The 21,509-nt window shown below is 69.5% G+C and carries 22 protein-coding genes; 14 read left to right on the plus strand and 8 right to left on the minus strand.

Features of this window, described 5'->3' with window-relative positions:
* The first annotated feature begins 9 nt into the window (after positions 1 to 9).
* The gene (locus tag CKW34_RS06470; protein ID WP_059383004.1) at positions 10 to 948 is read left to right on the plus strand and encodes a restriction endonuclease; all 939 of its coding nucleotides are present in this window, start codon (positions 10 to 12) and stop codon (positions 946 to 948) included.
* Positions 949 to 1,074: 126 nt separating this feature from the next.
* Positions 1,075 to 1,833, plus strand: a complete 759-nt coding sequence (locus CKW34_RS06475) for a DUF1906 domain-containing protein (protein WP_059383003.1) — start codon at positions 1,075 to 1,077, stop codon at positions 1,831 to 1,833.
* Here the strand turns inward: CKW34_RS06475 and CKW34_RS06480 are convergent.
* From CKW34_RS06480 to CKW34_RS06490, 3 genes are all read right to left on the minus strand, one after another.
* Entirely contained in the window at positions 1,830 to 3,272 is a 1,443-nt protein-coding gene (locus tag CKW34_RS06480) for an MFS transporter (protein WP_059383002.1), read from the minus strand. The genes CKW34_RS06475 and CKW34_RS06480 overlap by 4 nt on opposite strands.
* A gap of 160 nt (positions 3,273 to 3,432) precedes the next feature.
* The gene (locus CKW34_RS06485) at positions 3,433 to 3,804 is read right to left on the minus strand and encodes a hypothetical protein (RefSeq protein WP_174479641.1); all 372 of its coding nucleotides are present in this window, start codon (positions 3,802 to 3,804) and stop codon (positions 3,433 to 3,435) included.
* A 176-nt stretch (positions 3,805 to 3,980) separates the two neighbouring features.
* On the minus strand, positions 3,981 to 4,823 hold the full coding sequence (locus CKW34_RS06490) for an Rv1157c family protein (RefSeq protein WP_059383001.1): 843 nt from the start codon (positions 4,821 to 4,823) through the stop codon (positions 3,981 to 3,983).
* A 378-nt stretch (positions 4,824 to 5,201) separates the two neighbouring features.
* Between CKW34_RS06490 and CKW34_RS06495 the strand changes: the two genes are divergently transcribed.
* Entirely contained in the window at positions 5,202 to 6,455 is a 1,254-nt protein-coding gene (locus tag CKW34_RS06495; RefSeq protein ID WP_059383000.1) for a mannosyltransferase, read from the plus strand.
* On the opposite strand, the gene CKW34_RS06500 is transcribed toward CKW34_RS06495, so the two are convergent.
* Positions 6,391 to 6,687: a 4a-hydroxytetrahydrobiopterin dehydratase gene (locus CKW34_RS06500; protein ID WP_006550586.1), complete on the minus strand. Its 297-nt coding sequence runs from the start codon at positions 6,685 to 6,687 to the stop codon at positions 6,391 to 6,393. The two genes, CKW34_RS06495 and CKW34_RS06500, sit on opposite strands and share 65 nt — an antisense overlap.
* Before the next feature lie 25 nt (positions 6,688 to 6,712).
* Here CKW34_RS06500 and CKW34_RS06505 point away from each other — a divergent pair, with 25 nt between their 5' ends.
* Positions 6,713 to 7,135, plus strand: a complete 423-nt coding sequence (locus CKW34_RS06505) for a (deoxy)nucleoside triphosphate pyrophosphohydrolase (protein WP_059383068.1) — start codon at positions 6,713 to 6,715, stop codon at positions 7,133 to 7,135.
* Between the two features lie 25 nt (positions 7,136 to 7,160).
* Here the strand turns inward: CKW34_RS06505 and CKW34_RS24445 are convergent, their stop codons facing one another.
* Positions 7,161 to 7,337 carry a hypothetical protein gene (locus CKW34_RS24445; RefSeq protein WP_095092009.1) on the minus strand — a complete coding sequence of 59 codons (177 nt, stop codon included), beginning with the start codon at positions 7,335 to 7,337 and terminating at the stop codon, positions 7,161 to 7,163.
* A gap of 362 nt (positions 7,338 to 7,699) precedes the next feature.
* Here CKW34_RS24445 and typA point away from each other — a divergent pair, with 362 nt between their 5' ends.
* The 5 genes from typA (at position 7,700) to CKW34_RS06530 (ending at position 13,332) form a co-directional block, all read left to right on the plus strand.
* Positions 7,700 to 9,586: a translational GTPase TypA gene (gene typA, locus CKW34_RS06515; RefSeq protein WP_059383067.1), complete on the plus strand. Its 1,887-nt coding sequence runs from the start codon at positions 7,700 to 7,702 to the stop codon at positions 9,584 to 9,586.
* A gap of 79 nt (positions 9,587 to 9,665) precedes the next feature.
* Entirely contained in the window at positions 9,666 to 11,678 is a 2,013-nt protein-coding gene (locus CKW34_RS06520; RefSeq protein WP_059382999.1) for an ABC transporter family substrate-binding protein, read from the plus strand.
* The gene (mshB, locus tag CKW34_RS06525) at positions 11,657 to 12,580 is read left to right on the plus strand and encodes an N-acetyl-1-D-myo-inositol-2-amino-2-deoxy-alpha-D-glucopyranoside deacetylase (RefSeq protein ID WP_059382998.1); all 924 of its coding nucleotides are present in this window, start codon (positions 11,657 to 11,659) and stop codon (positions 12,578 to 12,580) included. The genes CKW34_RS06520 and mshB overlap by 22 nt, the downstream gene beginning before the upstream one ends.
* Before the next feature lie 87 nt (positions 12,581 to 12,667).
* On the plus strand, positions 12,668 to 12,826 hold the full coding sequence (locus CKW34_RS24450) for a hypothetical protein (RefSeq protein WP_016693616.1): 159 nt from the start codon (positions 12,668 to 12,670) through the stop codon (positions 12,824 to 12,826).
* Positions 12,827 to 12,891: 65 nt separating this feature from the next.
* A complete protein-coding gene (locus CKW34_RS06530) occupies positions 12,892 to 13,332 on the plus strand; it encodes a hypothetical protein (RefSeq protein WP_059382997.1) in 441 nt (146 codons plus the stop codon).
* On the opposite strand, the gene CKW34_RS06535 is transcribed toward CKW34_RS06530, so the two are convergent.
* From CKW34_RS06535 to CKW34_RS06545, 3 genes are read right to left on the minus strand one after another with little or no spacing between them, the layout of a single operon-like run.
* Positions 13,289 to 14,047 (minus strand): uracil-DNA glycosylase, encoded by a 759-nt coding sequence (locus CKW34_RS06535; protein ID WP_059382996.1) that lies wholly within the window; start codon positions 14,045 to 14,047, stop codon positions 13,289 to 13,291. The genes CKW34_RS06530 and CKW34_RS06535 overlap by 44 nt on opposite strands.
* A complete protein-coding gene (locus tag CKW34_RS06540) occupies positions 14,044 to 15,555 on the minus strand; it encodes a PH domain-containing protein (RefSeq protein WP_059382995.1) in 1,512 nt (503 codons plus the stop codon). The genes CKW34_RS06535 and CKW34_RS06540 overlap by 4 nt, the downstream gene beginning before the upstream one ends.
* On the minus strand, positions 15,552 to 16,133 hold the full coding sequence (locus CKW34_RS06545; protein WP_059382994.1) for a PH domain-containing protein: 582 nt from the start codon (positions 16,131 to 16,133) through the stop codon (positions 15,552 to 15,554). Before CKW34_RS06545 ends, CKW34_RS06540 begins: the two co-directional genes overlap by 4 nt.
* A 101-nt stretch (positions 16,134 to 16,234) precedes the next feature.
* On the opposite strand from CKW34_RS06545, the gene CKW34_RS06550 reads away from it, so the two are divergent.
* The 5 genes from CKW34_RS06550 (at position 16,235) to CKW34_RS06570 (ending at position 21,473) form a co-directional block, all read left to right on the plus strand.
* Positions 16,235 to 16,432, plus strand: a complete 198-nt coding sequence (locus tag CKW34_RS06550; RefSeq protein ID WP_059382993.1) for a hypothetical protein — start codon at positions 16,235 to 16,237, stop codon at positions 16,430 to 16,432.
* 45 nt (positions 16,433 to 16,477) lie between these two features.
* The gene (locus CKW34_RS06555) at positions 16,478 to 19,075 is read left to right on the plus strand and encodes a bifunctional FO biosynthesis protein CofGH (RefSeq protein WP_059383066.1); all 2,598 of its coding nucleotides are present in this window, start codon (positions 16,478 to 16,480) and stop codon (positions 19,073 to 19,075) included.
* 154 nt (positions 19,076 to 19,229) lie between these two features.
* Positions 19,230 to 19,553, plus strand: coding sequence for a ferredoxin (gene fdxA, locus CKW34_RS06560; protein ID WP_006550573.1), 324 nt, complete (start codon positions 19,230 to 19,232; stop codon positions 19,551 to 19,553).
* Positions 19,554 to 19,575: 22 nt separating this feature from the next.
* Positions 19,576 to 20,688: a succinyldiaminopimelate transaminase gene (dapC, locus tag CKW34_RS06565; protein ID WP_229580409.1), complete on the plus strand. Its 1,113-nt coding sequence runs from the start codon at positions 19,576 to 19,578 to the stop codon at positions 20,686 to 20,688.
* Positions 20,689 to 20,768: 80 nt separating this feature from the next.
* Positions 20,769 to 21,473: a hypothetical protein gene (locus CKW34_RS06570; protein ID WP_059382992.1), complete on the plus strand. Its 705-nt coding sequence runs from the start codon at positions 20,769 to 20,771 to the stop codon at positions 21,471 to 21,473.
* Positions 21,474 to 21,509: the final 36 nt, after the last annotated feature.

Below are 21,509 nucleotides of genomic sequence, written 5' to 3' on the forward strand. Positions count from 1 at the left end.
GGGGAAGGTGTGCAGCGCCGGAACGCGATCGGAAACTCCGTCCGGAACACCGGAGGTGGCGAGGCCACGTTGCCGCCGTACACGGATCTTCTCTGGCCGACCGTGCAGGCGGTGATCGAACTCGGCGGATCCGGTGTCATCGAGGAGATCGATTCCGGCGTGATCGCCCGGACGGGACTGTCCGAGGCCGCACAGGCGGTACTCCACGGTGACGGCCCCGGAACGGAGATCGAATACCGGCTGGCCTGGGCCCGGACCTACCTCAAGGGCATGGGTCTGCTGTCGAACACCCGCCGCGGTGTGTGGAGCGTGACCGACCGTGGCCGCGCCGTGCGTGAGTCGGAGATCAAGCCCATGCAGGTCGCGTACACGGCCGAGAAGCGTCGCAAGCGCATGGTGCGGAACGTCTCGCAGGGTGCCCAGGTCGTGCCGCTCGCAGCCGCCCCCGAGGATCCCGAACTGTGGCGCGAGCCCGTCCTCGGTGCCGTCGCCGACCTGTCGGAGGACGGTTTCGAACGCCTCGCCACCGCGGTGCTGCGCGCGGCCGGATTCACCACCCTGACGATTCCGGCCCCGGGCGGATCCCACGCCCCGGAGGGCGCCGGTCACGTCGAGGGCACCGGTGTCCTGCGCGTGTCGCTGCTGAGCTTCTCGGTGTTCTTCCGTTTCCTGCGGGCACCGGAGAAGGCGGGTGCCGACGTGGTCCGCGAGTTCCGCGCCGCGATGGTCGGGCGGGGCGAGAAGGGTCTGCTCGTCACCACCGGATCGTTCACCGAGGACGCGCGCGCCGAAGCCCACCGGCACGGCGCCCCGCCGATCGATCTCGTCGACGGCGACGGGTTGTGCGATCTGCTCAAAGAGCACGGTCTCGGTGTCCGTTCCACGGTGCGGACGGTCGAGGACGTCTCCCTGGTGCCGGCCTTCTTCGCCGAACTGTCCGGCCGCTGACCGCGTAGCGCCGTCGCGGATATCGCCTGCCGCAACCTGTCGAATTCCCCGTGTGGCCGGTGGGACGCCTGTGATTGTGATGCAATACGGCGGACGTACAGACGGCAATACGAAGGACAGGTTGCGATGAGCCTTTCGCGGCGGGACATGTTGCGGTACGCGACGCTCGGATCGGGCGTCGCGTTGATCTCTGCGCTCGGCGCACCGGGCCTGGCCCAGGGACGCCCGGTGCTCGGGACCATCATCGACTACTCGGCCGCCGTGCCGTCGCCGTCGTCGATCCGCGCCGCCGGCCATATCGGCGCCATCCGGTACGTGTCCGATGCGCGACCCGATGCCGCGTGGATGCGCGCCAAGCCGCTCACCGGACGGGAAGCGGACGCGCTGCTCGACAGCGGACTCGAAGTGGTCTCGTGCTACCAGTACGGCAAGGCCGCGACCGCCGATTGGCTCGGTGGTTACGAGGCGGGTCTGAAGCACGCCCGGCGCGGCCTCGACCTCCACTACGCGGCCGGTGGCCCGGAGAACCGGCCGATCTACGCCTCGATCGACGACAACCCGACCTTCGAGCAGTTCACGCTCCAGGTCGTGCCGTATCTGCTGGGCTGGCAGGAAGTGGTCGGCGCCGGAAATCTCGGTGTGTACGCCAACTCGCCGACGATCGACTGGGCGTCGGCGGTCTCCCTCGGGTCCTTCTACTGGCAGCACGACTGGGGCACGCCCAAGGGCTACGTGCATCCGCGGGCGAACCTGCACCAGATTCCGGGCGAGGTCCGGATCGACGGCATCGGCGTCGACATCAACCACGTGCTCACGTCCGACTACGGCCAGTGGTCGCTCGCCGGCAGCGCACCGAGTTCCGACCCGGGACTGCTGGGCAGCTAGCGATCGGGCCGGGGCTCGTCGACGGGTCGCACGGAGCGGCCCGGCGGCGGGATGAGGATCGTGAAGACCAGCCCCACCACAGCCGCCCCCATCGCCACCAGGAAGGTGGCGCGGAACCCTTCGAGGGCGGGCACCACGGAGTCGCCGATGCGCTGGGTCATCGCTGCCAGCATCACGCCCACCACCGCTGCGGCACTCGTCGTGCCGATGGACCGCATCAGGGTGTTGAGGCTGTTGGCCGCGGCGGACTCGCGTAGCGGCACGGCACCCATGATGAGTGCGGGCATCGCGGCGTAGGCGAGGCCTATACCGGCGCCGATGAGCATCGACGCGCCGACGATGTGCCAGACCTCCTGGTACAGCACGTACGCCATCAGGTATCCGAGGCCTACGAGCACCGTGCCGCAACCGAGGGTCACGCGCGCGCCGAACCGCGTCGTGATGCGCGCCGACACGGGGGACAGCGCCATCATCACGAGCCCCGCGGGGGCGAGCGCGATACCGGCGGTGACCATCGTCTGCCCGAAGCCGTAGCCGGTCTCCGTCGGTGCCATCAGCAGCTGCGGGAACGCCAGGATGTTCGAGTACATCGAGAAGCCGATCGCGACCGACGCGAGATTCGTCATGAGGATCGGCCGGCGAGCCGACAACCGAAGGTCCACGAGAGGTCGCGGTACCCGCAGCTCGTACAGGCCCCAGCCGACGAACACCACGACTGCCCCCGCGAGCATCCCGAGCGTGGCCGGGGCGGTCCATCCCCAGTCGTTGCCCTTGGTGACCGGCAGGAGCAACAACACGAGGGCGACGGAGAGCAGCAGCGCCCCGGCGATGTCGAATCGTCCCGGATTGCGGTGCGACGACTCGGGCACGACGAACAGGATCGCGGTGATACCGACGAGGCCGAGGACCAGCGACGCGACGAACAGCATGTGCCAGTCGGTCGCCTGGGCGACGAAGGCCGCGGCCGGCAACCCGATCGCACCGCCCACACCCATCGTGGCACTGATGGTGGCCATGGCGCCCGGGAGTCGTCGGGAGGGCAACTCGTCGCGCAGGATCGCGATACCGAGCGGGATGGCGCCCATCGCGGCGCCCTGCAGCGCCCGACCGACCACGAGCGGGACGAGGGTCGCCGCGATCGCGCAGACCGCCGAACCGAGCACCATCAGTGAGAGCGAGGTCAGCAGCATCCGGCGTTTGCCGAACATGTCGCCGAGGCGACCGCTGATCGGGGTGACCACCGCGCCGGCGAGCAGGGTCGCCGTCACGGCCCAGGACGTGTTCTCGGGAGTCGCGCCGACGAGCACCGGCAGTCGGGGGAGGATCGGGACGATCAGGGTCTGCATGAGCGCGACGCTGATACCGACGGTCGCGAGGACCGGCACGATGCCGCGCGGGGCAGGAACCTCCCTGGTGGAGAGCGGTGTCTCTACGGCCATGCGGCTCCTCGGTCCGGGGCCGGGGGTGACGCGGCCTACGACGACAATTTGTGCGCAATACGAACGATGCTGACATCGTGTCTAACACGGCAGGACCGTCGATCCCTAGTGGCCTCCCGCCGTCCGGCCGCTGAACGGTCGTTCGACCGGGCTCCCGGAATCAGGACTGACAGTGCCTGTCGGGCTCGGATTCGTCGACGGTGATCGAGAGCGGCGGATGCTCGTCGGGTGCGGCATGATCGCCGCGCCACGCCAGCAGCGACCAGCGCGACAGCCCGGACAACGCCGAACCGAGACTCGCGAACGACAGTGAGGACAACGCCGAACCGAACGACCCGACCGAACCGACGGACAGGATCGACCCGCAGCTACCGATCGACAGGATCGAGTACGAGGAACCGATCGACAGGATCGACCGCTCGGAGGCGATCGACAGGATCGAGCGGTGGGAGAGGAGCGAACGGCGGGAATTCACGGACGCGTGCCGCAGACGACGCTGCTTCGACGGGATGCGCGACGCGAGGAAGGCCATGCACCGGTCTATCACGCCCGACGGTGACGGGGGAAGAGACGGCGGTGGTGGTGGAGGAACGACGGTGGTGGAGGAACGACGAAGGCCGCCGGGAGGACTCCCGGCGGCCTTCGATGCATTCGAAGTGAGCTGCGTTCGAAGTGAGCTGCGTTCGAAGTGAGCTGTGTTCGACGTGATCAGGGAACGGCGACGAGACCCACGGTGGGGAGGAAGGTGCACGAACGCGGATCGGCGCCCTCGTCCTGCGTGGTGATTCCACCGGAGATCACGGCCAGGACCTGACCCGAACCGGTATCGGCGATCGTGCTCAGCGTGGTCGGGCCGTCGGGGTTGATCTTCGCGTCGTTGGTGAGCGGCTGCGTGCCCGTGCGTCCGTTGGAGACGTTGACCCAGCTCAGGGTGAGCGGCTGCTGCTGCTCGCCGGCGGCGGGGGCGGTGCCCAGCGCGGTGAAGACGAAGCCGGTCTGGCCTGCGGCCGGTCCGGGAGGGGGAAGGTGGGACGGACCCGCGACCGCGAGGGCGGTGCCCACGGAGTCCTGGCTGTCGCCGATGCAGCCCTTGCCGATCGTCGGGTAGAGGAACTGCGAGATCACCACGGCACCGGGCTCGGGGAGGTCGGGTCCGCCGCCGCCGCTGCCGTCGAGGAAGGTGATGACCCGCTGGAGGGTGCTCTTCGCCGACTCGGGGAGCTCGGAGTTCTCGAGCAGTTCCTTGGCCTGCGCGAGCAGGTCGTTCTTGCCGTCGGCCGCGTCGGCGACGTCGGCGGGGCCCGCAGCCGCACCGATGATCGCGGGCGCGAGGGAAGCCAGTGCCTCGACCTCTTCGGGGTTCGCCCGGACCCCGGCGAGCAGGTCGGTCAACGACTCGACGGAGAGATCGGCGGGAATCTCGAACTGGGGCAGTTCGACGAGCCCTGCCAGATCCGGCAGCACGGGTGGCGCCGGTTGCGCGACGGCCTGCGTAGGCACGGCCAATCCCGCGGTGGCGGCGAGTGCGCACAGCGTGAGCGCCCGTCGCATTCCTCGAGTACGAAGCACTGTTCCCCATCCTTGTCGTTGAAGCATTCGGACGTTCGGGACGAACGACCGCATGCTGACGGCTCGAGGGGACACTCTATGGACCCCCCGCACACGGGACAAGCCTGCCGTTTCGGAACGGCGCGCCCATCGCTGGTTCGGGATTCTAACCACGGGGTGTTCCGTCCCTCGGATCCTGTCGAACATAACGCGTCCGACCTGAGAAGATTGTGACTGTAGATGAAATCGTTACGGGAGTGAACTCCGGTTCGTTTGCATGCCTATCGGAACGGTAATCTCCTTCGCCGGGTCCGGTTCACCGGACGGACGTTCGACGGGAGAGGCCGCACCGCAGTGCCACGAGGGTTTCCTTCGCACCGGATGTGGTGGTGCGCGGCGTTACTGGTGCTGTCCGTCGTCGTCCGCGTGGCCTGGGGATTCATCACTCCCAACGGGATGAACCTCGTCGACCTGCACGTCTACGTCGACGGATCCGCCGCTCTGCTGCAGGGCGACCTCTACGGGTTCACCTATTCGGAGGACACCCCCGATTTCCCCCTGCCGTTCACCTATCCACCTTTCGCCGCGCTCGTCTTCCTGCCCCTGCACCTGATCCCGTTTCCGGTCCTGGGGGTGGCCTGGCAGCTGCTCACGGTCGCGGCGCTGTTCGCCGTCGTGTCGATCTCCCTCGAACTCGTCGTGGGTGCGAGGGCGCGGAGCAGGTCGTGGATCGGTGTCGCGATGCTGTGGACGGCTGCGGGAATCTGGACCGAGCCGGTACGTACGACCCTCGACTACGGCCAGATCAACGTCTTCCTCGTCCTCGGCGTGATGCTCGCGGCCCGCAGTTCCCGATGGTGGCTGTCGGGTGGGCTCGTCGGCGTGCTCGCCGGCATCAAGCTCACCCCCGCCATCACCGGCCTGTACTTCCTCGCGCAACGGCGCTGGCGGGAGGCGGCCTTCTCGGCGGTGGTCTTCGTGGGAACAGTCCTGGTGAGCCTGCTCGTGCTCGGATCCCAGGCCGCCACCTACTTCGGTTCCCTCTTCGGCGACGCGGATCGGATCGGGCCGGTCGTCTCGGTGTGGAACCAGTCGCTGCGCGGAGCGCTCGGTCGTCTCGCGGGTGAGGACGTCGGGCTCGGCCCGGCGTGGCTGTGCGGCGTCGTCGTCTGCGCGGTCCTGGCTTTCGCGGCGTGGCGGTCGCTGGGACCGCTGCCCGACGGAACACAGGATCGCCTCGGCACGCTGTTGATCGTCCAGCTGTTCGGTCTGCTCGTCTCGCCCATCTCGTGGGTCCACCACTGGGTGTGGGTGGTCCCGTTGCTGCTGTGGCTGGTCTACGGCCCGTTGGCGCGGTCCCTCGGGGCTCGCATCGTCGCCGCGTGCTGGGCCGCGGTCACGCTGATCGGCGTTCCGTGGGTGCTGAGCACGGCGCAGAACTCGATCTGGGACGTCGAACGTCCCGCCCCGCTCGCCTGGCTCGGTGCCGTCAACGTGGTCGGCGTCCTGGCCGTCTACGTCGTCGTGATCCTTGCGGGTCGGCGGCGCGGGAGACGGGACGAGCCGGCGACTACAGGCCCGAGCGCCGTGCCTCCTCGTCGATCCGACGCGCAAGAGCCGGATCCGACTCCGTGATGCCACCGGCGGAATGCGTACTCAATGCGAAGGTCACCTTCCGCCACCTGATGTCGATGTCCGGATGGTGATTCGCCTCCTCGGCGACGACGGCCACCCGATCGACGAGCGCGATCGCGTCGGGGAAGGTGGGCGCTTCGATGGTGCGGACCAGGGACTGTCCCGCGCGGTGCCAGTGCGGCAGCTCGGCCAGCGCGGCGTCGATCTCTCCGTCCGTCAGCAGCTGGGACATGACTCATTCTGGGACGATGCAGGTCATGTCTGCAAGCACATCGTCTGCGAGTACACCGGCGCCCGACGGGCACGTCGTGGCCGGCGCCGTCATCAGGGACGGACGCGTGCTGCTCGCCCAGCGCACGCGACCCGTCGACCTCGCGGGCCTGTGGGAGTTGCCCGGCGGCAAGGCGGAACCGGGGGAGAGCGTGGAAGCGGCGCTCGTGCGGGAGTTGCGGGAAGAACTCGGTGTCGAGGTACGCGGTGCGGAGCGGCTGGGGGTCGCGGTGCCGCTGGCCGGAGGTCGCGAGTTGTGTGCCTACAGGGTCGAACTCGTCTCGGGTGATCCCGAGCCGCTGGACCATGCGGCGTTGCGGTGGGTCGACGCGGACGAACTCGGGAAGGTCGATCTCGTCCCCGCCGATCGTGCGTGGATCCCGGACCTACGCGAACATCTGCAGCGCTGAAGGTCGGGCGGCGCGCGCCTTGTGGTCAGGCGGCGCGTGCCTTGTCGAGATACTTGCGCAGCTCCTTCTTGCTCAGGCCGTCGTTCTCGACCTTCCTCATGCGCATGACGACGACGGGGCATTTGAGGCACCGCGTCTTCTTGCGGCAGCACTTCTTCTTCGGCTTCAGGCCCGCAACCTTGCTCGCCTTCACCTTCCCCATACGTTCCGCCTGCCTTCCACGGTCCTGCGCGCGGTGAATCCACCGGCGGGCCGAAGGTTAGCATTCCCTTACTTGTGAGCCAAGGGGTGCATGTGGTGTCGGATTCGGTGCTCACGTCTCCCCTGGGAGTGTCGAGCGTCACCCCGAGCGTCGCCGACCTGCGGGTATCGGATGAGGTAGAAGCGCCGACCGACAAGGGCCCTGTAAAGTGTATTGATGGCCGCAGTGCCTGCACGCCGAAGATCGGACGGGGTAGGTAGCTCGCAATCTCGCGTCGCGGCCATCTAGACGAACGCCGTACGGGCGAGGTGCCGACCGGGTCCAGTGCCGTGTGGCCGGACTACAGCCAGGAGAGCTATCGCGTGAGCACCGCTGATTTTCGGAACGTCGCCATTGTGGCGCACGTCGACCATGGAAAGACCACTCTCGTCGACGCCATGTTGCGCCAGTCGGGCGCGTTCGCCGAACGTGCGGAACTCGTCGACCGGGTCATGGACTCGGGCGACCTCGAGCGCGAGAAGGGCATCACCATTCTCGCGAAGAACACCGCGGTGCACCGTCACCACCCGGACGGCACCGTCACTGTCATCAACGTCATCGACACCCCCGGCCACGCCGACTTCGGCGGTGAGGTCGAGCGCGGCCTGTCCATGGTCGACGGCGTCGTCCTGCTGGTCGACTCCTCCGAGGGCCCGCTGCCGCAGACCCGCTTCGTGCTCCGCAAGGCGCTCGCCGCGTCGCTGCCGGTGATCCTCGTGGTCAACAAGACCGACCGCCCCGACGCCCGCATCGCCGAGGTCGTCGAGGAGAGCCAGACCCTGTTGCTCGACCTCGCGTCCGACCTCGACGACGAGGCCGCCGAAGCCGCCGAGCTCGCCCTCGGGCTGCCCGTCCTCTATGCCTCCGGTCGTGAGGGCAAGGCCTCGAAGAAGCAGCCCGAGAACGGTCAGGTCCCCGACGCCGAGAACCTCGACGAGCTCTTCGAGGTCCTCATGGAGTGCATCCCCGCACCCAAGGGAGATCCGTCTGCGCCGCTGCAGGCCCACGTCACCAACCTCGACGCCTCCGAGTTCCTCGGTCGTCTCGCGCTGCTGCGCATCCACCAGGGTGAGCTGCGCAAGGGCCAGACCGTCGCGTGGATGCACGCCGACGGCGTCAAGAACGTCAAGATCACCGAGCTGCTCAAGACCGTCGGTGTCGAGCGCCAGCCCGGCGAGGTCGCGGTCGCCGGCGACATCGTCGCCGTGGCCGGTATCCCGGAGATCATGATCGGCGACACCCTCGCCGATTCGGAGAACCCGGTGGCGCTGCCGCGCATCACCGTCGACGAGCCGGCCATCTCGATGGTCATCGGCACCAACACCTCGCCGCTCGTCGGCCGGGTCAAGGGCCACAAGCTCACCGCCCGCATGGTGAAGACGCGGCTCGACTCCGAGCTCGTCGGCAACGTGTCGCTGCGCGTCCTCGACATCGGACGCCCCGACGCGTGGGAGGTGCAGGGCCGAGGCGAACTCGCCCTCGCCATCCTCGTCGAGCAGATGCGCCGTGAGGGCTTCGAGCTGACCGTCGGCAAGCCGCAGGTGGTCACCCGCACCATCGACGGCAAGCTGCACGAGCCCTACGAGGAGCTGACCATCGACAGCCCCGAGGAGCACCTCGGCGCCATCACCCAGCTGCTCGCGAACCGCAAGGGCAAGATGGTCCAGATGACCAACCAGGGCACCGGTTGGGTCCGCATGGAGTTCATCATCCCGTCGCGCGGTCTGATCGGTTTCCGCACCGACTTCCTCACGGAGACCCGCGGCACCGGCATCTCGAACGCCATCTTCCACGGTTACGCGCCGTGGGCCGGCGAGATCCGCGCCCGCCACACGGGTTCGCTCGTCTCCGACCGTGCCGGCTCGGTCACCCCGTTCGCGATGATCCAGCTCGCCGACCGCGGCACGTTCTTCGTCGAACCGGGCAGCGACACCTACGAGGGCCACGTCGTGGGCATCAACCCGCGCGCCGAGGACCTCGACATCAACGTCACCCGCGAGAAGAAGCTCACCAACATGCGCTCCTCGACCGCCGACGTGATGGAGACGCTCGCCAAGCCGATCGAGCTGACCCTCGAGGCCGCGCTCGAGTTCTGTGCTGCGGACGAGTGCGTCGAGGTCACCCCGGAGGACGTGCGCGTGCGGAAGCTGCACCTCTCGCAGACCGACCGTGCGCGTGCGCGGTCGCGGGAGAAGGCCCGTAACAAGTAGTCCAGGTGTGGGGTGGCCCCGGCGAGCGCATGCTGGCCGGGGCCACCCACGTACCACCTGCCTCACGGAAGGAGCCCGAGTGTCGCGTACGCGCGCTCGCCGCCGACTGATCGGGGCGACGGCCGGCCTGGCCGTGGCTGCGCTGGTCCTCACCGGCTGCACCGCCGACCCGCCGCCGCCCATCGAGCAGACGGAGCCGACCACGACTCCCGCTCCCGCTCCGAAGCGCAGCACGGTGGTGGTCGCGATCGACGAGGTCGGCTCGGGTTTCAACCCCCACCTGCTCGCAGACCAGTCGCCCGTCGCGAACGCCGTCGCCGAACTCGTGCTCCCGAGTGCCTTCCGTGCCGTGCCCGATCCGGAGAACCCCGCTGCCACCCTGTGGGTTCCGGACGACTCGCTGCTGCTGTCCGCCGAGGTCACCGACGAGGCGCCGTTCACCATCACCTACCGCCTGCGCGACGAGGCCCAGTGGTCGGACGGAGCGCCCATCGCCGCCGAGGACTTCCGGTATCTGTGGCGGCAGATGATCACCCAGCCCGGCGTGGTCGATCCCGCCGGCTACCGCCTCATCGACGACATCCGATCGTCGGGCGGAGGCAAGACCGTCACCGTCACCTTGCGCGAGCCGTATCCGGCGTGGCGCGAACTGTTCACCAATCTGCTGCCCGCGCACCTGGTCAAGGACACTCCGGGTGGCTTCTCCACGGGCCTGTCCGAGACGATCCCGGTGTCCGGCGCGCGATTCCACGTCGACAACGTCGACCGCGGGCGCGCCGAGGTGCTGCTCGAGCGCAACGACCGGTTCTGGGGCACCCCGGCCGGACCCGACGAACTGCTCATGCGCCGCGCCGGTACCGACGCCCAGGTGACCGAATCGGTGCGCAGCGACGACGCCCAGGTGGTCCAGAGCGCGGGTGGTGTCGCTCTCGAAGCGCAGCTCGCCGCTGTGCCGGGTGTGCGGACCGGCGTCCAGCTCCAGCCGCGCACCCTCGAGGTGACCCTCAACACCCGTACCGCCGAACTCGCCGACCCCGGAGTCCGGCGAGGCGTGCTCGACCTGCTCGATCCCGAGCTGCTCGGACTCGTTGCGACGGCGAACAGCACCGAGGTCGTGCGGGCGCGGGCCCAGGTGCTCGCGCCGTCCGATCCGGGATACACCGACACGATGCCGCCGCGGCTGCCCCGAGAGCAGGCCCTCGACCGTCTCGCCGCTGCCGGATATCTGCCCGTCCCGCCCGCCGCGCCCCCGGTGCCGGCGGACCCGGACGCACCAAACCCCGGAACTCCTGAGACCGAGGGGTCCGAGACCGAGACCTCCGAGACGACATCCGAGACCGCGGCGCCGACGAGCGCGACTCCCGAACAGGGAACCACGAACGCTCCGGCTCTACCCGAAGGCACCCTGGCCCGCGCCGGCGTGCCGCTGACGCTGGTCGTGGGCGTGCCGGAGGGCGACGAGACCGCCCGCGCGGTCGCACGCACCGCCGTCGATCTGTGGCGTGGCGCCGGGATCGACGCGTCCGTCGACGAACTGCCCCCCGACGAGCTGTACGGCGAAGCCCTCGTCGAGGGCAGCGTGCATGCGGTCGTCGGCTGGATGCGTGCGGGTGGAGATCCCGCCACCGCCGCGCTGTCCCGATTCGGATGTGTCCCCGTGGCCGCAACACCCACCGCGGCGGGGGAGGCCCTGCCGACCACGCCCGGGTCCGACCTCCCGGCGCAGCCCGACGCCCCCGGGACGACGGCCGCCCGGCCGTCGGACCCCGCGACCACCACGCTCGACGAGGACGACGTCGAGGAACGTGAGGACGCGCTCGCAGCGCAGCTCGAAGCCCCGAGCAACCTCTCGGGTGCATGCGATCCGGGTCTCGAACCCGACCTGCTGGCGGCGCTGAACGGTGCCACCGATCCGGCGAAGGTCGTCGCCGACGCACAGACCGGGCTGTGGGATCTCGCCGTGAACCTGCCGATCCTGCAGGACCGGGCCGTCGTCGCCGCCGGTCCGGGCGTCGAGAACGTCTCGCTGACAGCCGCTGTCGCCACCGGTATTCTCGGCGACGCCCATCTGTGGGGAAGGACCACACCGTGACCGATACTCCGGGCGCCGTCCCCGATGTTGCGGATCGACGACTGCTGCTCGTCCACGCCCATCCCGACGACGAAACGCTCACCACCGGCGGGACCATCGCCAGGTACGTCGCCGAGGGCGTCGAAGTCACCGTCGTGACCTGCACGCTCGGCGAAGAGGGCGAAGTGATCGGCGACGAGTGGGCCCAGCTCACCGCCGACCGCGCCGACCAGCTCGGCGGATACCGCATCCTCGAACTCACCCGGGCGCTCGGAGCTCTCGGTGTCGAGCGCCCGCGCTTCCTCGGCGGTGCCGGGCACTGGCGAGACTCGGGGATGGCGGGCACCCCGTCCGCCGCCGATCCCCGCGCCTGGGTCAACGCCGACCGCGAGGAAGCGGTCGAGGCGCTCGTCGCCGTGATCCGCGAGACGCGTCCGCACGTGGTCGTCACCTACGACCCGTTCGGTGGCTACGGGCATCCCGACCACATCGCGGTGCACGAACGGGTGACCGCGGCCGTCGAAGCGGCCGGCACCGAGGAGTACCCGTCCGCGGGGGCGGCGTGGACCCCCGCGAAGGTGTACTGGACCGTCGCCGAGCGGTCCGCGCTCGAACGCGGCATCGCCGCCATGGGCACGCTGCCCGAGGGCTGGCGCCGACCGGAGCCCGGCGAGTTGCCGAGCGTGCCCGACGACGAGGTCACCACCGTCGTCGACGTCCGCTCGGTTCTCGACGCGAAGCGGACCGCGATGGCCGCCCACGCGACCCAGGTGCTGGTCGCGGAGGACGGCGAGCAGTTCGTGCTCTCCAACCTCGTCGCCCAGCCCGTCTTCGACCAGGAACACTTCGTGCTCGTGCGCGGGCAGCTCGGCCTGACCGACTCCACGGGACGGGAGGACGACCTCTTCTCCGGCATCGGCTAGTGTGATCCGCGTCATCCACGAGGTTATAGGTGGCCCACATCACCAGGTCTCGTGCACCACGCAGGCACACCGTGCAGGGGGTTGTCGATGTACAACTGGTCCGTCCAGAACCAGATCGTCGCGTTCGTGGATTCGCTGAGGCCGTACGCCGACGAGATCCGGGCCGACTACTGGCACGCTCTGTACTCCTTCGCCGACCAGCAGAGCGCCCTGCTCACCATGCTCGGCTACCCGCCGGTTCCCTGACGTCCCGTGCGTATACCGCGGACCCCGGTTGCGCTCGTGCGCGTCCGGTAGCGCACCATCGAAGCATGACGGTCGATCCAGCAACCGCTGCACCCATCGCGTCACCGGCGGACGTCCGACCCCGCCGGGGGCTCGTCGCGCTGCTCGTGCTCGACGGTGCGCTGTGCGCCCTGTTGTCGGTCTTCTATCTCGGCCTGTACATCGCCGGGGTGCCCTTCCCGATCACCATCCTGCTGGCCGGACTCGCGAACCTGCTCCTGGTGGTGGCCGTTCGCGCCGAGACCGGTTCCCTGCGCAGCGCGGCCCTGCCGCTGCTGGCCTGGACCGTGGTCTTCCTCGTCTGCCTCGCGGGCGGCCCGGGCGGCGACCAGCTCGCGCTCGGCGACTGGCGGACCCTGTTGCTGCCCGTGGCCGCGCTCGCCCCCGCCGGCGGGTACCTGTTCTCCGCTCGCATCAAGGAGATCACCCAGGCGGTTGGAGGGACGCAGCCCGCGCCGCGTCCCTGAGCACGTCGGTCACCATCTCCTTGGTCAACCGGCCGGTGAAGGTGTTCTGCTGGCTGACGTGATAGCAACCGAACAGATGCAACGGGTACTCCCGCGCCTCGGTGGGAGCGAGCAGCACATGTGCGCCGTGCCCGAACTTCGGACGGGGAACCGGGATCGCCCACCCCGCAGCCGACAGGACGGGCAGTAGCGCCTGCCACCCGAACCCGCCGAGGACGACGACCGACCGCAGTGTGGGAGAGAGCAGGTCGAGTTCCTGTTCGAGCCAGTGCCGGCAGGTGTCGCGTTCGACGACCGTGGGGCGATTGGCCGGTGGCGCGCAGTGCACCGGCGATGTGATGCGCGTGCCGAACAGTTCGAGACCGTCGCCGATGTGTGTCGCGGTCGGTTGTGATGCGAGTCCCGCGTCGTACAGGGCCGCGTACAGCACGTCACCCGACCGGTCTCCCGTGAACATCCGTCCCGTGCGGTTCCCGCCGTGCGCGGCGGGGGCCAGCCCGACGATCAGCAGGGACGCATCGGCCGGACCGAAGCCCGGGACGGGCCGGCCCCAGTACTCCTCGTCGCGGAAGGCCGCTCGTTTCTCCCGCGCGACCTGCTCACGCCACGCGACCAGCCGCGGACATGCGCGGCAGTCGACGAGCGCATCGTCGAGTTCGGCCAGCGTTGCCGGGGGAGTGCCGTGCAGGGGGCCTTGTCCGGACGTGGGGTTCATCGGTCGATCCATGCTTCTCCCATACCCGGTGTGACCTCCTGGACAAGCGCCCACGCCTCGTCCACCGGAATATCGATCACCTCGTAGCGTCCCGCACCCGCCGGTGTCGCCGCGACGACGGTCGCGAGACCCGCACGGCGCTGGAAGAAGGTCTGCCGCACCGTCCAGCCGATCACCCCGTCCGCATCGAGGCAAATGCGCTGCCGGTCGATCGAGCCGCTGCGGGCGACGAGATGACCGTCCACGACCGCGTGGCCGAGACCCCGATAGCGGTCCTGCGCCAGCGCACATGCCCCCGCGGCCAGCACCACGACCACCGTGGCGATCACGGCGACCGGCACGTGCCGGTCGGTGACGGTCAGGGCGACGAGCCCGGCAGCGATCACGACGGCCACCGGCCACAGCGTGCGCGTGTAGCGGCGACGACGGGCACGGGGACCGTGGCTGCGCAACGGAACTTCGAGCGGCAACCGCCCGGTGAGCACCTCGGCCGCGACCCGCCGGACCTCCTCGTCGGGAGCCGACGGCAGGACCAGCGACGAACCGCCCTGCTGCGCGGTCCTGCCCGTCATGACGGCGTCGAGCCGTGCGGCACCGACGAGCCGCAGTGCCAGCGGCTCGCGCAGCGCGACCCCGCGGAGCCGTGCCCGGTCGAGGGTGGTGTGCCGGGTCGTGAGCAGGCCGTGCGCGATGCGCAGGACCCGGTTGTCGTCGGTCACCCGCAGATCGCCGTAGAGCAGCAGGTACCGCACGCACGCTGCCGGGCTGGCGACGAGCACGACGACCAGCACGAGGATCACGAGTGCGACGATCAGACCCAGATCCTCCGCGGTCTCCACCGCGCGGCGGACGACCTGCGATTCGGCGATCCACTTGCCGAGCCCGAACTGGAAGGCTGCACCGGCGATGGCCGCGACGGCGAGCAGTCCCGTCGTGGAGAACGGCGCGTAGCGCACCCACGCCGGGTCGAAACGCGCCAGCTGACGCTCGGTGACAGCAGGGGCCGGGGTCGCCTCTGCCGGCAGGTCGTCCTGCTGCCCGCTCCTCAACAGGACGGCACGAAGTTCGGGTACGGCCGCGATCGGGATGCCGTTGAGTTCGAACCGGTTGCGGTCGGCACCCCCGCTCTGGCCCGTGCCGATCTTCACGAGTGCGAGACCCAGCACGCGGTGCAGGAGGCGTTGCTCGACGTCCACCGACCGGATACGGCTGCGGGGGATCGACAACTCGCGTCGTTGCAGCAGACCGCGGCGGAGTTCGACGTGCTGAGGTCCCACACGGTAGGTGGTGGTGAACCAGCGCAGCAGACCGACCAGCACGAGCACGCCCGTCGCCGCGAGGCCCCACACGGGATTGCCGCTGGTGGTCCCGATGACGAACGACCCGGCGAGGACGGGCAGCAGGCGCAGGATCTCCTCGATCGGGTGGATCAGCAGCATCCGGCGATCGAGGCGCGACCACGGCACCTCCTCGTCCGTCCCGGCCACGGGCACGAGGGCGTCGTTCATGTCGCGTCCGTCTCCGAGCTCGCCGCGAGCGCGGTCAGGCGAGCGACGGTCTCGTCGGCGACCCGGCTGTCGAGCCCGACGATCTCCACCGCACCCGCCGCCGAGGCGGTGGTGACGGTGACGGTGGTCAGATCGAGCCACCGGTCGAGCGGTCCCCGCTCGGTGTCGACGGTCTGGATCCGGGAGATCGGTGCGATGCGGTGCTCCTGCGTCCACCAACCCGAACGCGTGTAGACCGCAGTCTCGTCCATTTCCCAGCGATGGACGCGGTATCGCCAGACCGGCACCACCGCGACGTGCAGTCCACCGAGGACGACGGTCGCGGCCGCGGCGGCGACGTGCCACCCGGCGCCCACCGGCGCGACGAGCACCCACACGACCTGCGCGACGACCAGCGGCAACCACATCAGCGCTGCGCTCACGGCCCACAGCACACGCGCCTTCGGGCTCGGCCGCCACGACGGTTCCCTCATCACCACGCTCGTCGCCGCCGTGTTCTCGGCCGGCCCCGCCGGCGCGTTTTCGGCCGGCCCCGCCGGCGAACTCTCGTCGTCCTCCACCCGCACCTCCTGCTCCATCGGGCCCCGTGTCCGGTTCCACGCTAGGCTGGGATCCGTAGAACCCGGCCGGACTCGCCCGATCCGACCTCGCGATCGGGCCCTATCAGGAGGAGATCGCAATGACGGAGTCGAATGCGCTCGGCATCGAGATCCAATCCGACAACGATTCCGAGGCCGACCGGCTCGAGCAGGCCACTCCCGTCTACGACGATCCTGCCGACGACCTGCCTTCGGACGTACCGCTCGAAGCCGATGCGGCAGACACCTACGAGCAGTACCGCGAAGTCCCCGCGGACGACGACTACCCGCACGAATAGACCCCGAAGTGGCATGGGGGTGTTCGTAGGCGCATGATCGGGCGCATGACCGATTCCGCAGACGACACCCCGCAGTCCGCGATGCTTCCGACCCCCACCGTGCGTCCCGGCGCCGCGTCCCGATCCACGGCAACCCCCTCGGGGATGCGTCGAGCGCTGCGCCGGGCTCGCGACGGGGTCGCACTGAACGTCGACGAAGCGGCGGTCCTGCTGCAGGCCCGGGGCGCGGATCTCGAGGATCTCTGCGCGTCGGCGGCGCGGGTGCGCGATGCCGGCCTCCTCGCGGAGGGACGACCCGGCACGGTCACCTATTCGCGCAAGGTCTTCGTCCCCATCACCCGGCTGTGCCGGGATCGATGCCACTACTGCACCTTCGTCACGGTCCCCGGCAAGCTCCGCGCCGAGGGTCACGGCATGTACCTCGAACCCGACGAGATCCTCGAGATCGCCCGTCAGGGAGCCGAACTGGGGTGCAAGGAAGCCTTGTTCACACTCGGCGACCGGCCCGAGGAGCGGTGGCCCGAAGCGAAGCAGTGGCTCGACGAGCGCGGCTACGACTCCACCCTCGACTACGTGCGCGCGATGGCGATCCGGGTTCTCGAGGAGACCGGTCTGTTGCCGCACCTCAACCCCGGGGTGATGAGCTGGGCCGAGATCTCGCGGCTGAAGCCCGTCGCCCCGTCCATGGGCATGATGCTCGAGACCACCTCCGAACGGTTGTTCACCGAGAAGGGGCAGTGCCACTACGGCAGCCCCGACAAGGATCCGGCGGTGCGGCTGCGGGTGCTCACCGATGCGGGCCGCCTCGCGGTGCCGTTCACCACCGGCATCCTCGTCGGTATCGGCGAGGACTTCACCGAGCGTGCCGAATCGATCCACGCGATCCGCAAGTCGCACAAGGCATTCGGTCATATCCAGGAAGTGATCGTCCAGAACTTCCGCGCCAAGGACGACACCGCGATGCGTGATGTCGACGACGCCGATCTCGACGAGTTCCTCGCCGCGATCGCCGTCGCGCGGCTCGTCCTCGGGCCGGGCATGCGCATCCAGGCCCCGCCGAATCTCGTCTCGCTCGACGAGTGTCGTGCGCTGCTCGGGGCGGGTGTCGACGACTGGGGCGGGGTCTCGCCGTTGACGCCCGATCACGTCAATCCCGAGCGGCCCTGGCCGAACCTCGACACCCTGGCGCGCCTGAGCTCCGAGGCCGGCTTCGAACTCACCGAGAGGATCGCCGCGCAGCCGAAGTACGTGCTCGCCGGGCAGCCGTGGATCGATCCGCGCATCACCGCCCACGTGCACGCCCTCGCCGATCCGGCCACGGGTCTCGCACGCGAGGTGATCCCGTCCGGACTGCCCTGGCAGGAGCCCGACATCGACTGGGAGTCGTCGGGCCGGGTCGACCTGAACTCCGAGATCGACGTGACGGGACGCAACACCGAGCACCGCTCCGATCTGGGGAGCGCCTTCGGCGACTGGGAAACCGTCCGCGAACAGGTGCTCGAACTGGGTGCCTCCGCGCCGGTGCGGCTCGACAGCGACGTGCTCTCGGCGCTGCGCTCCGCGGAACGGGATCCGGGCGGATGCTCCGAAGCGGAGTACATCGCCCTCGCCAACGCCGACGGCGCCGGTCTCGAAGCGCTCGTGGCGCTCGCCGACCAGCTGCGCCGCGACACCGTCGGCGACGACGTCACCTACGTCGTCAACCGGAACATCAACTTCACCAACATCTGCTACACCGGCTGCCGGTTCTGCGCCTTCGCACAGCGCAAGGGCGACGCCGACGCGTTCACCCTCTCGGCGAGCGAGGTCGCCGACCGCGCGTGGGAGGCGCACGTCGCCGGCGCCACCGAGGTGTGCATGCAGGGCGGCATCGACCCGGAGCTGCCGGTGACCGGCTACGCCGATCTCGTCCGCGCCGTCAAGGCACGGGTGCCGTCGATACACGTCCACGCGTTCTCGCCGATGGAGATCGTCAACGGTGTCGCACGCAGCGGCACGTCGATCCGGGACTGGCTCACCGAACTTCGTGAGGCCGGGCTCGACACCATCCCGGGCACCGCCGCGGAGATCCTCGACGACGAGGTGCGGTGGGTGCTCACCAAGGGCAAGCTCCCGACCGCCGAGTGGATCGAGGTGGTCACCACCGCACACGAGGTGGGACTGCGCTCGAGCTCGACGATGATGTACGGACACGTCGACCAGCCGCACCACTGGGTGGGCCACGTGAACGTGATCCGCGGGATCCAGGAGCGCACAGGTGGATTCACCGAGTTCGTGCTGTTGCCCTTCGTGCACCAGTCCTCGCCGCTGTATCTGGCCGGCGCGTCGCGTCCCGGACCGACCATGCGCGACAACCGTGCCGCGCACGCGCTCGCCCGGGTCATGCTGCACGGCCGGATCGACAACATCCAGACGAGCTGGGTCAAGCTGGGCGTCGCCGGGACGCAGGCCATGCTCGAAGGCGGGGCGAACGACCTCGGTGGCACGCTCATGGAGGAGACGATCTCGCGCATGGCGGGTTCGCAACACGGCTCGGAGAAGACCGTCGCCGAACTCGTCGCGATCGCCGAGGGCATCGGGCGTCCGGCGCGCCAGCGGACCACCGCGTACACGCCGATCGAGCTTCCGGTCACCTCGGGCTGACCCGTCACCGCGGGCGGCACTCCGAAGTAGGGGACCCTTACTCCGGAGTGCCGCACGGGCACGGGGGATACTGGAGGACCGTGGGCGCCGAGGGCGCCCGCTCGGGCGAGACCGCGCAGGTCGGCGGGCTTACAGAGAGGCAGGGAGAACAGCAGTGACGTACACGATTGCGGAACCGTGCGTGGACGTGTTGGACAAGGCATGCATCGAGGAGTGCCCCGTCGACTGCATCTACGAGGGCGGTCGCATGCTGTACATCCACCCCGACGAGTGCGTCGACTGCGGTGCGTGCGAGCCCGTGTGCCCCGTCGAAGCGATCTTCTACGAGGACGACGTCCCGGACGAGTGGTCCGAGTACGTCAAGGCCAACGTCGATTTCTTCAACGATCTCGGCTCGCCCGGTGGCGCCGCGAAGCTCGGCAAGGTCGACTACGACCCGCCGTTCGTCAAGAACCTCCCTCCCATGGGCGAAGAGTGACGAACGGACCGGTGGAACTTTCGTGAGCACGCGTGTCCGCCGTTCGGTGGCGAAGAGCCTGCCGGACTTCCCCTGGGATTCCCTGACCGACGCGAAGGCGAAGGCAGCGGCGCATCCCGACGGCATCGTCAACCTGTCGGTGGGCACACCGGTCGACCCGGTCGCCCCCGTGATCCGGGAGGCGCTCGTCTCGGTCGCCGAGGAACCGGGCTACCCGACCACGCACGGCACCGCCGAACTGCGGCGGGCGGCCGTGGGTGCGCTCGAACGTCGCTACGGCATCACCGGTCTCGACGACTCCGCGATCCTGCCGGCGATCGGCACCAAGGAGATGATCGCCTGGCTGCCGTCGCTGCTCGGCCTCGGTGCCGACGATCTCGTCGTGATCCCCGAGCTGGCATACCCGACCTACGAGGTGGGCGGCCTGCTCGCCGGTGCCCGCATCATCCGCGCCGACGGGCTGACCCGCCTCGGCCCCGAGGTCGCCTCGCTGGTCTTCGTGAACTCGCCGTCGAACCCCACCGGAAAGGTGCTCGGGCCCGACCACCTGCGCAAGGTGGTCGACTGGGCGCGCAGCCGCAACGCGATCGTCGTCTCCGACGAGTGCTATCTCGGGCTCACCTGGGAGGGTGAGGCCCTGTCGATCCTGCACCCGAGCGTGTGCGGGGGTGACCACACCAACCTCCTCGCGGTGCACTCGCTGTCGAAGACCTCGAATCTCGCGAGCTACCGGGCCGGTTTCGTCACCGGCGACGCCGACCTCGTCGCCGACCTGCTCGAGGTCCGCAAGCACTCCGGCATGATGGTGCCGCTGCCGATCCAGGCCGCGATGACGGCGGCACTGAACGACGACGAGCACGAGAACGCCCAGCGCGAGAAGTACCGCAAGCGGCGCGAAGTGCTTCTCGACGCGGTGCGCGGTGCCGGCTTCACCGTCGACCACTCGCAGGCGGGCCTGTATCTGTGGGCGACGCGCGGTGAGGAATGCCGCGCGACCGTCGACTGGTTCGCCGAACGCGGCATCCTCGTCGCACCCGGCGAGTTCTACGGTCCCGGAGGCGTCCTGCACGTGCGGATCGCGCTCACCGCGACCGACGACGCCATCGACGCCGCCGCTGCCCGACTGCGCGGATAGAGCGCAGCCTCCGGCTCCGCTGTGCCGATAGAGCGCGCCGACCCACCGCCCGGTGAGTGGCTCACCGGTAGATTGACCCCGTGAGTTCGTCCGGTGAGGATCCGCTGCTGTGGGTGCTCTATGTCGTCGTGGTGGCGATCGCTGCGGCGAGCGCGTCACGCTCCCACTCGGGAAGCACCGCGCACGCGACGACGCGATCGTTCTGGTGGCCTCCGCCGGTCGCGGCGACGATCCTGTGGTCGGTGGTCGCGGTGGCCTCGCTCGCGCGACTGGTCTTCCCGGGACTGCTCGACGTCTTCCGGCGGCAGCCGGTCCGCACCCGGGACTCGGGGGAGTGGTGGCGCGTCCTCACCGCCGGCCTGATCGAGGACGGCGGTGTGCTCCTCACCGTCGTGAACCTGCTGTTGCTCGCGGTGGTCGCCATCGCGATCGTGCGGGTGTGGGGGTGGTACCGCGCTCTCGGGTTGTTCGTGGTCGGCCAGGTGCTGTGGGGGTTGTTCACCACCTTCGTCTTCCCGTCCGACGGCGCGGGAACGACCGGCGCGACGCTCGCGGCGGCCGCGACCCTCGCGGGACTGTGGCCGGTCGTCGGAGCGACCCGCCCGTTGCTCGTCGCCTCCGCGGCGACCTTCCTTCTCGGCGTGGTCCTCGTGATCGCGGGTGACGCGCACGGCGTGGCCGTCCTCATCGGGATGCTGCTGGGTGCGGTCATGGCCACCGTGCTTCCCCCGGTACATCTCGCGCGGGCATCGGTGTCCGCGGCGCGCGGCGACATCCACACCTGACCACCTCTGCGAGACCGCGGCATCGATATGGAATCG

Origin of the sequence: Rhodococcus rhodochrous (genome assembly GCF_900187265.1) — a bacterium.
Classification (GTDB): Bacteria; Actinomycetota; Actinomycetes; order Mycobacteriales; family Mycobacteriaceae; genus Rhodococcus; species Rhodococcus rhodochrous.

Excerpts from the sequence above, each read along its gene's own strand:
- CKW34_RS06475 (WP_059383003.1), top strand. The coding sequence starts at position 1,075 with ATGAGCCTTTCGCGGCGGGACATGTTGCGGTACGCGACGCTCGGATCG.
- CKW34_RS06495 (WP_059383000.1), top strand. The coding sequence starts at position 5,202 with ATGTGGTGGTGCGCGGCGTTACTGGTGCTGTCCGTCGTCGTCCGCGTG.
- CKW34_RS24450 (WP_016693616.1), top strand. The coding sequence starts at position 12,668 with ATGTACAACTGGTCCGTCCAGAACCAGATCGTCGCGTTCGTGGATTCG.
- CKW34_RS06550 (WP_059382993.1), top strand. The coding sequence starts at position 16,235 with ATGACGGAGTCGAATGCGCTCGGCATCGAGATCCAATCCGACAACGAT.
- CKW34_RS06490 (WP_059383001.1), bottom strand. The coding sequence starts at position 4,823 with ATGCGACGGGCGCTCACGCTGTGCGCACTCGCCGCCACCGCGGGATTG.
- CKW34_RS06480 (WP_059383002.1), bottom strand. The coding sequence starts at position 3,272 with ATGGCCGTAGAGACACCGCTCTCCACCAGGGAGGTTCCTGCCCCGCGC.
- CKW34_RS24445 (WP_095092009.1), bottom strand. The coding sequence starts at position 7,337 with ATGGGGAAGGTGAAGGCGAGCAAGGTTGCGGGCCTGAAGCCGAAGAAG.
- CKW34_RS06530 (WP_059382997.1), top strand. The coding sequence starts at position 12,892 with ATGACGGTCGATCCAGCAACCGCTGCACCCATCGCGTCACCGGCGGAC.
- CKW34_RS06500 (WP_006550586.1), bottom strand. The coding sequence starts at position 6,687 with ATGTCCCAGCTGCTGACGGACGGAGAGATCGACGCCGCGCTGGCCGAG.
- CKW34_RS06505 (WP_059383068.1), top strand. The coding sequence starts at position 6,713 with ATGTCTGCAAGCACATCGTCTGCGAGTACACCGGCGCCCGACGGGCAC.
- CKW34_RS06535 (WP_059382996.1), bottom strand. The coding sequence starts at position 14,047 with ATGAACCCCACGTCCGGACAAGGCCCCCTGCACGGCACTCCCCCGGCA.
- CKW34_RS06485 (WP_174479641.1), bottom strand. The coding sequence starts at position 3,804 with ATGGCCTTCCTCGCGTCGCGCATCCCGTCGAAGCAGCGTCGTCTGCGG.
- CKW34_RS06545 (WP_059382994.1), bottom strand. The coding sequence starts at position 16,133 with ATGGAGCAGGAGGTGCGGGTGGAGGACGACGAGAGTTCGCCGGCGGGG.
- CKW34_RS06540 (WP_059382995.1), bottom strand. The coding sequence starts at position 15,555 with ATGAACGACGCCCTCGTGCCCGTGGCCGGGACGGACGAGGAGGTGCCG.
- CKW34_RS06555 (WP_059383066.1), top strand. The coding sequence starts at position 16,478 with ATGACCGATTCCGCAGACGACACCCCGCAGTCCGCGATGCTTCCGACC.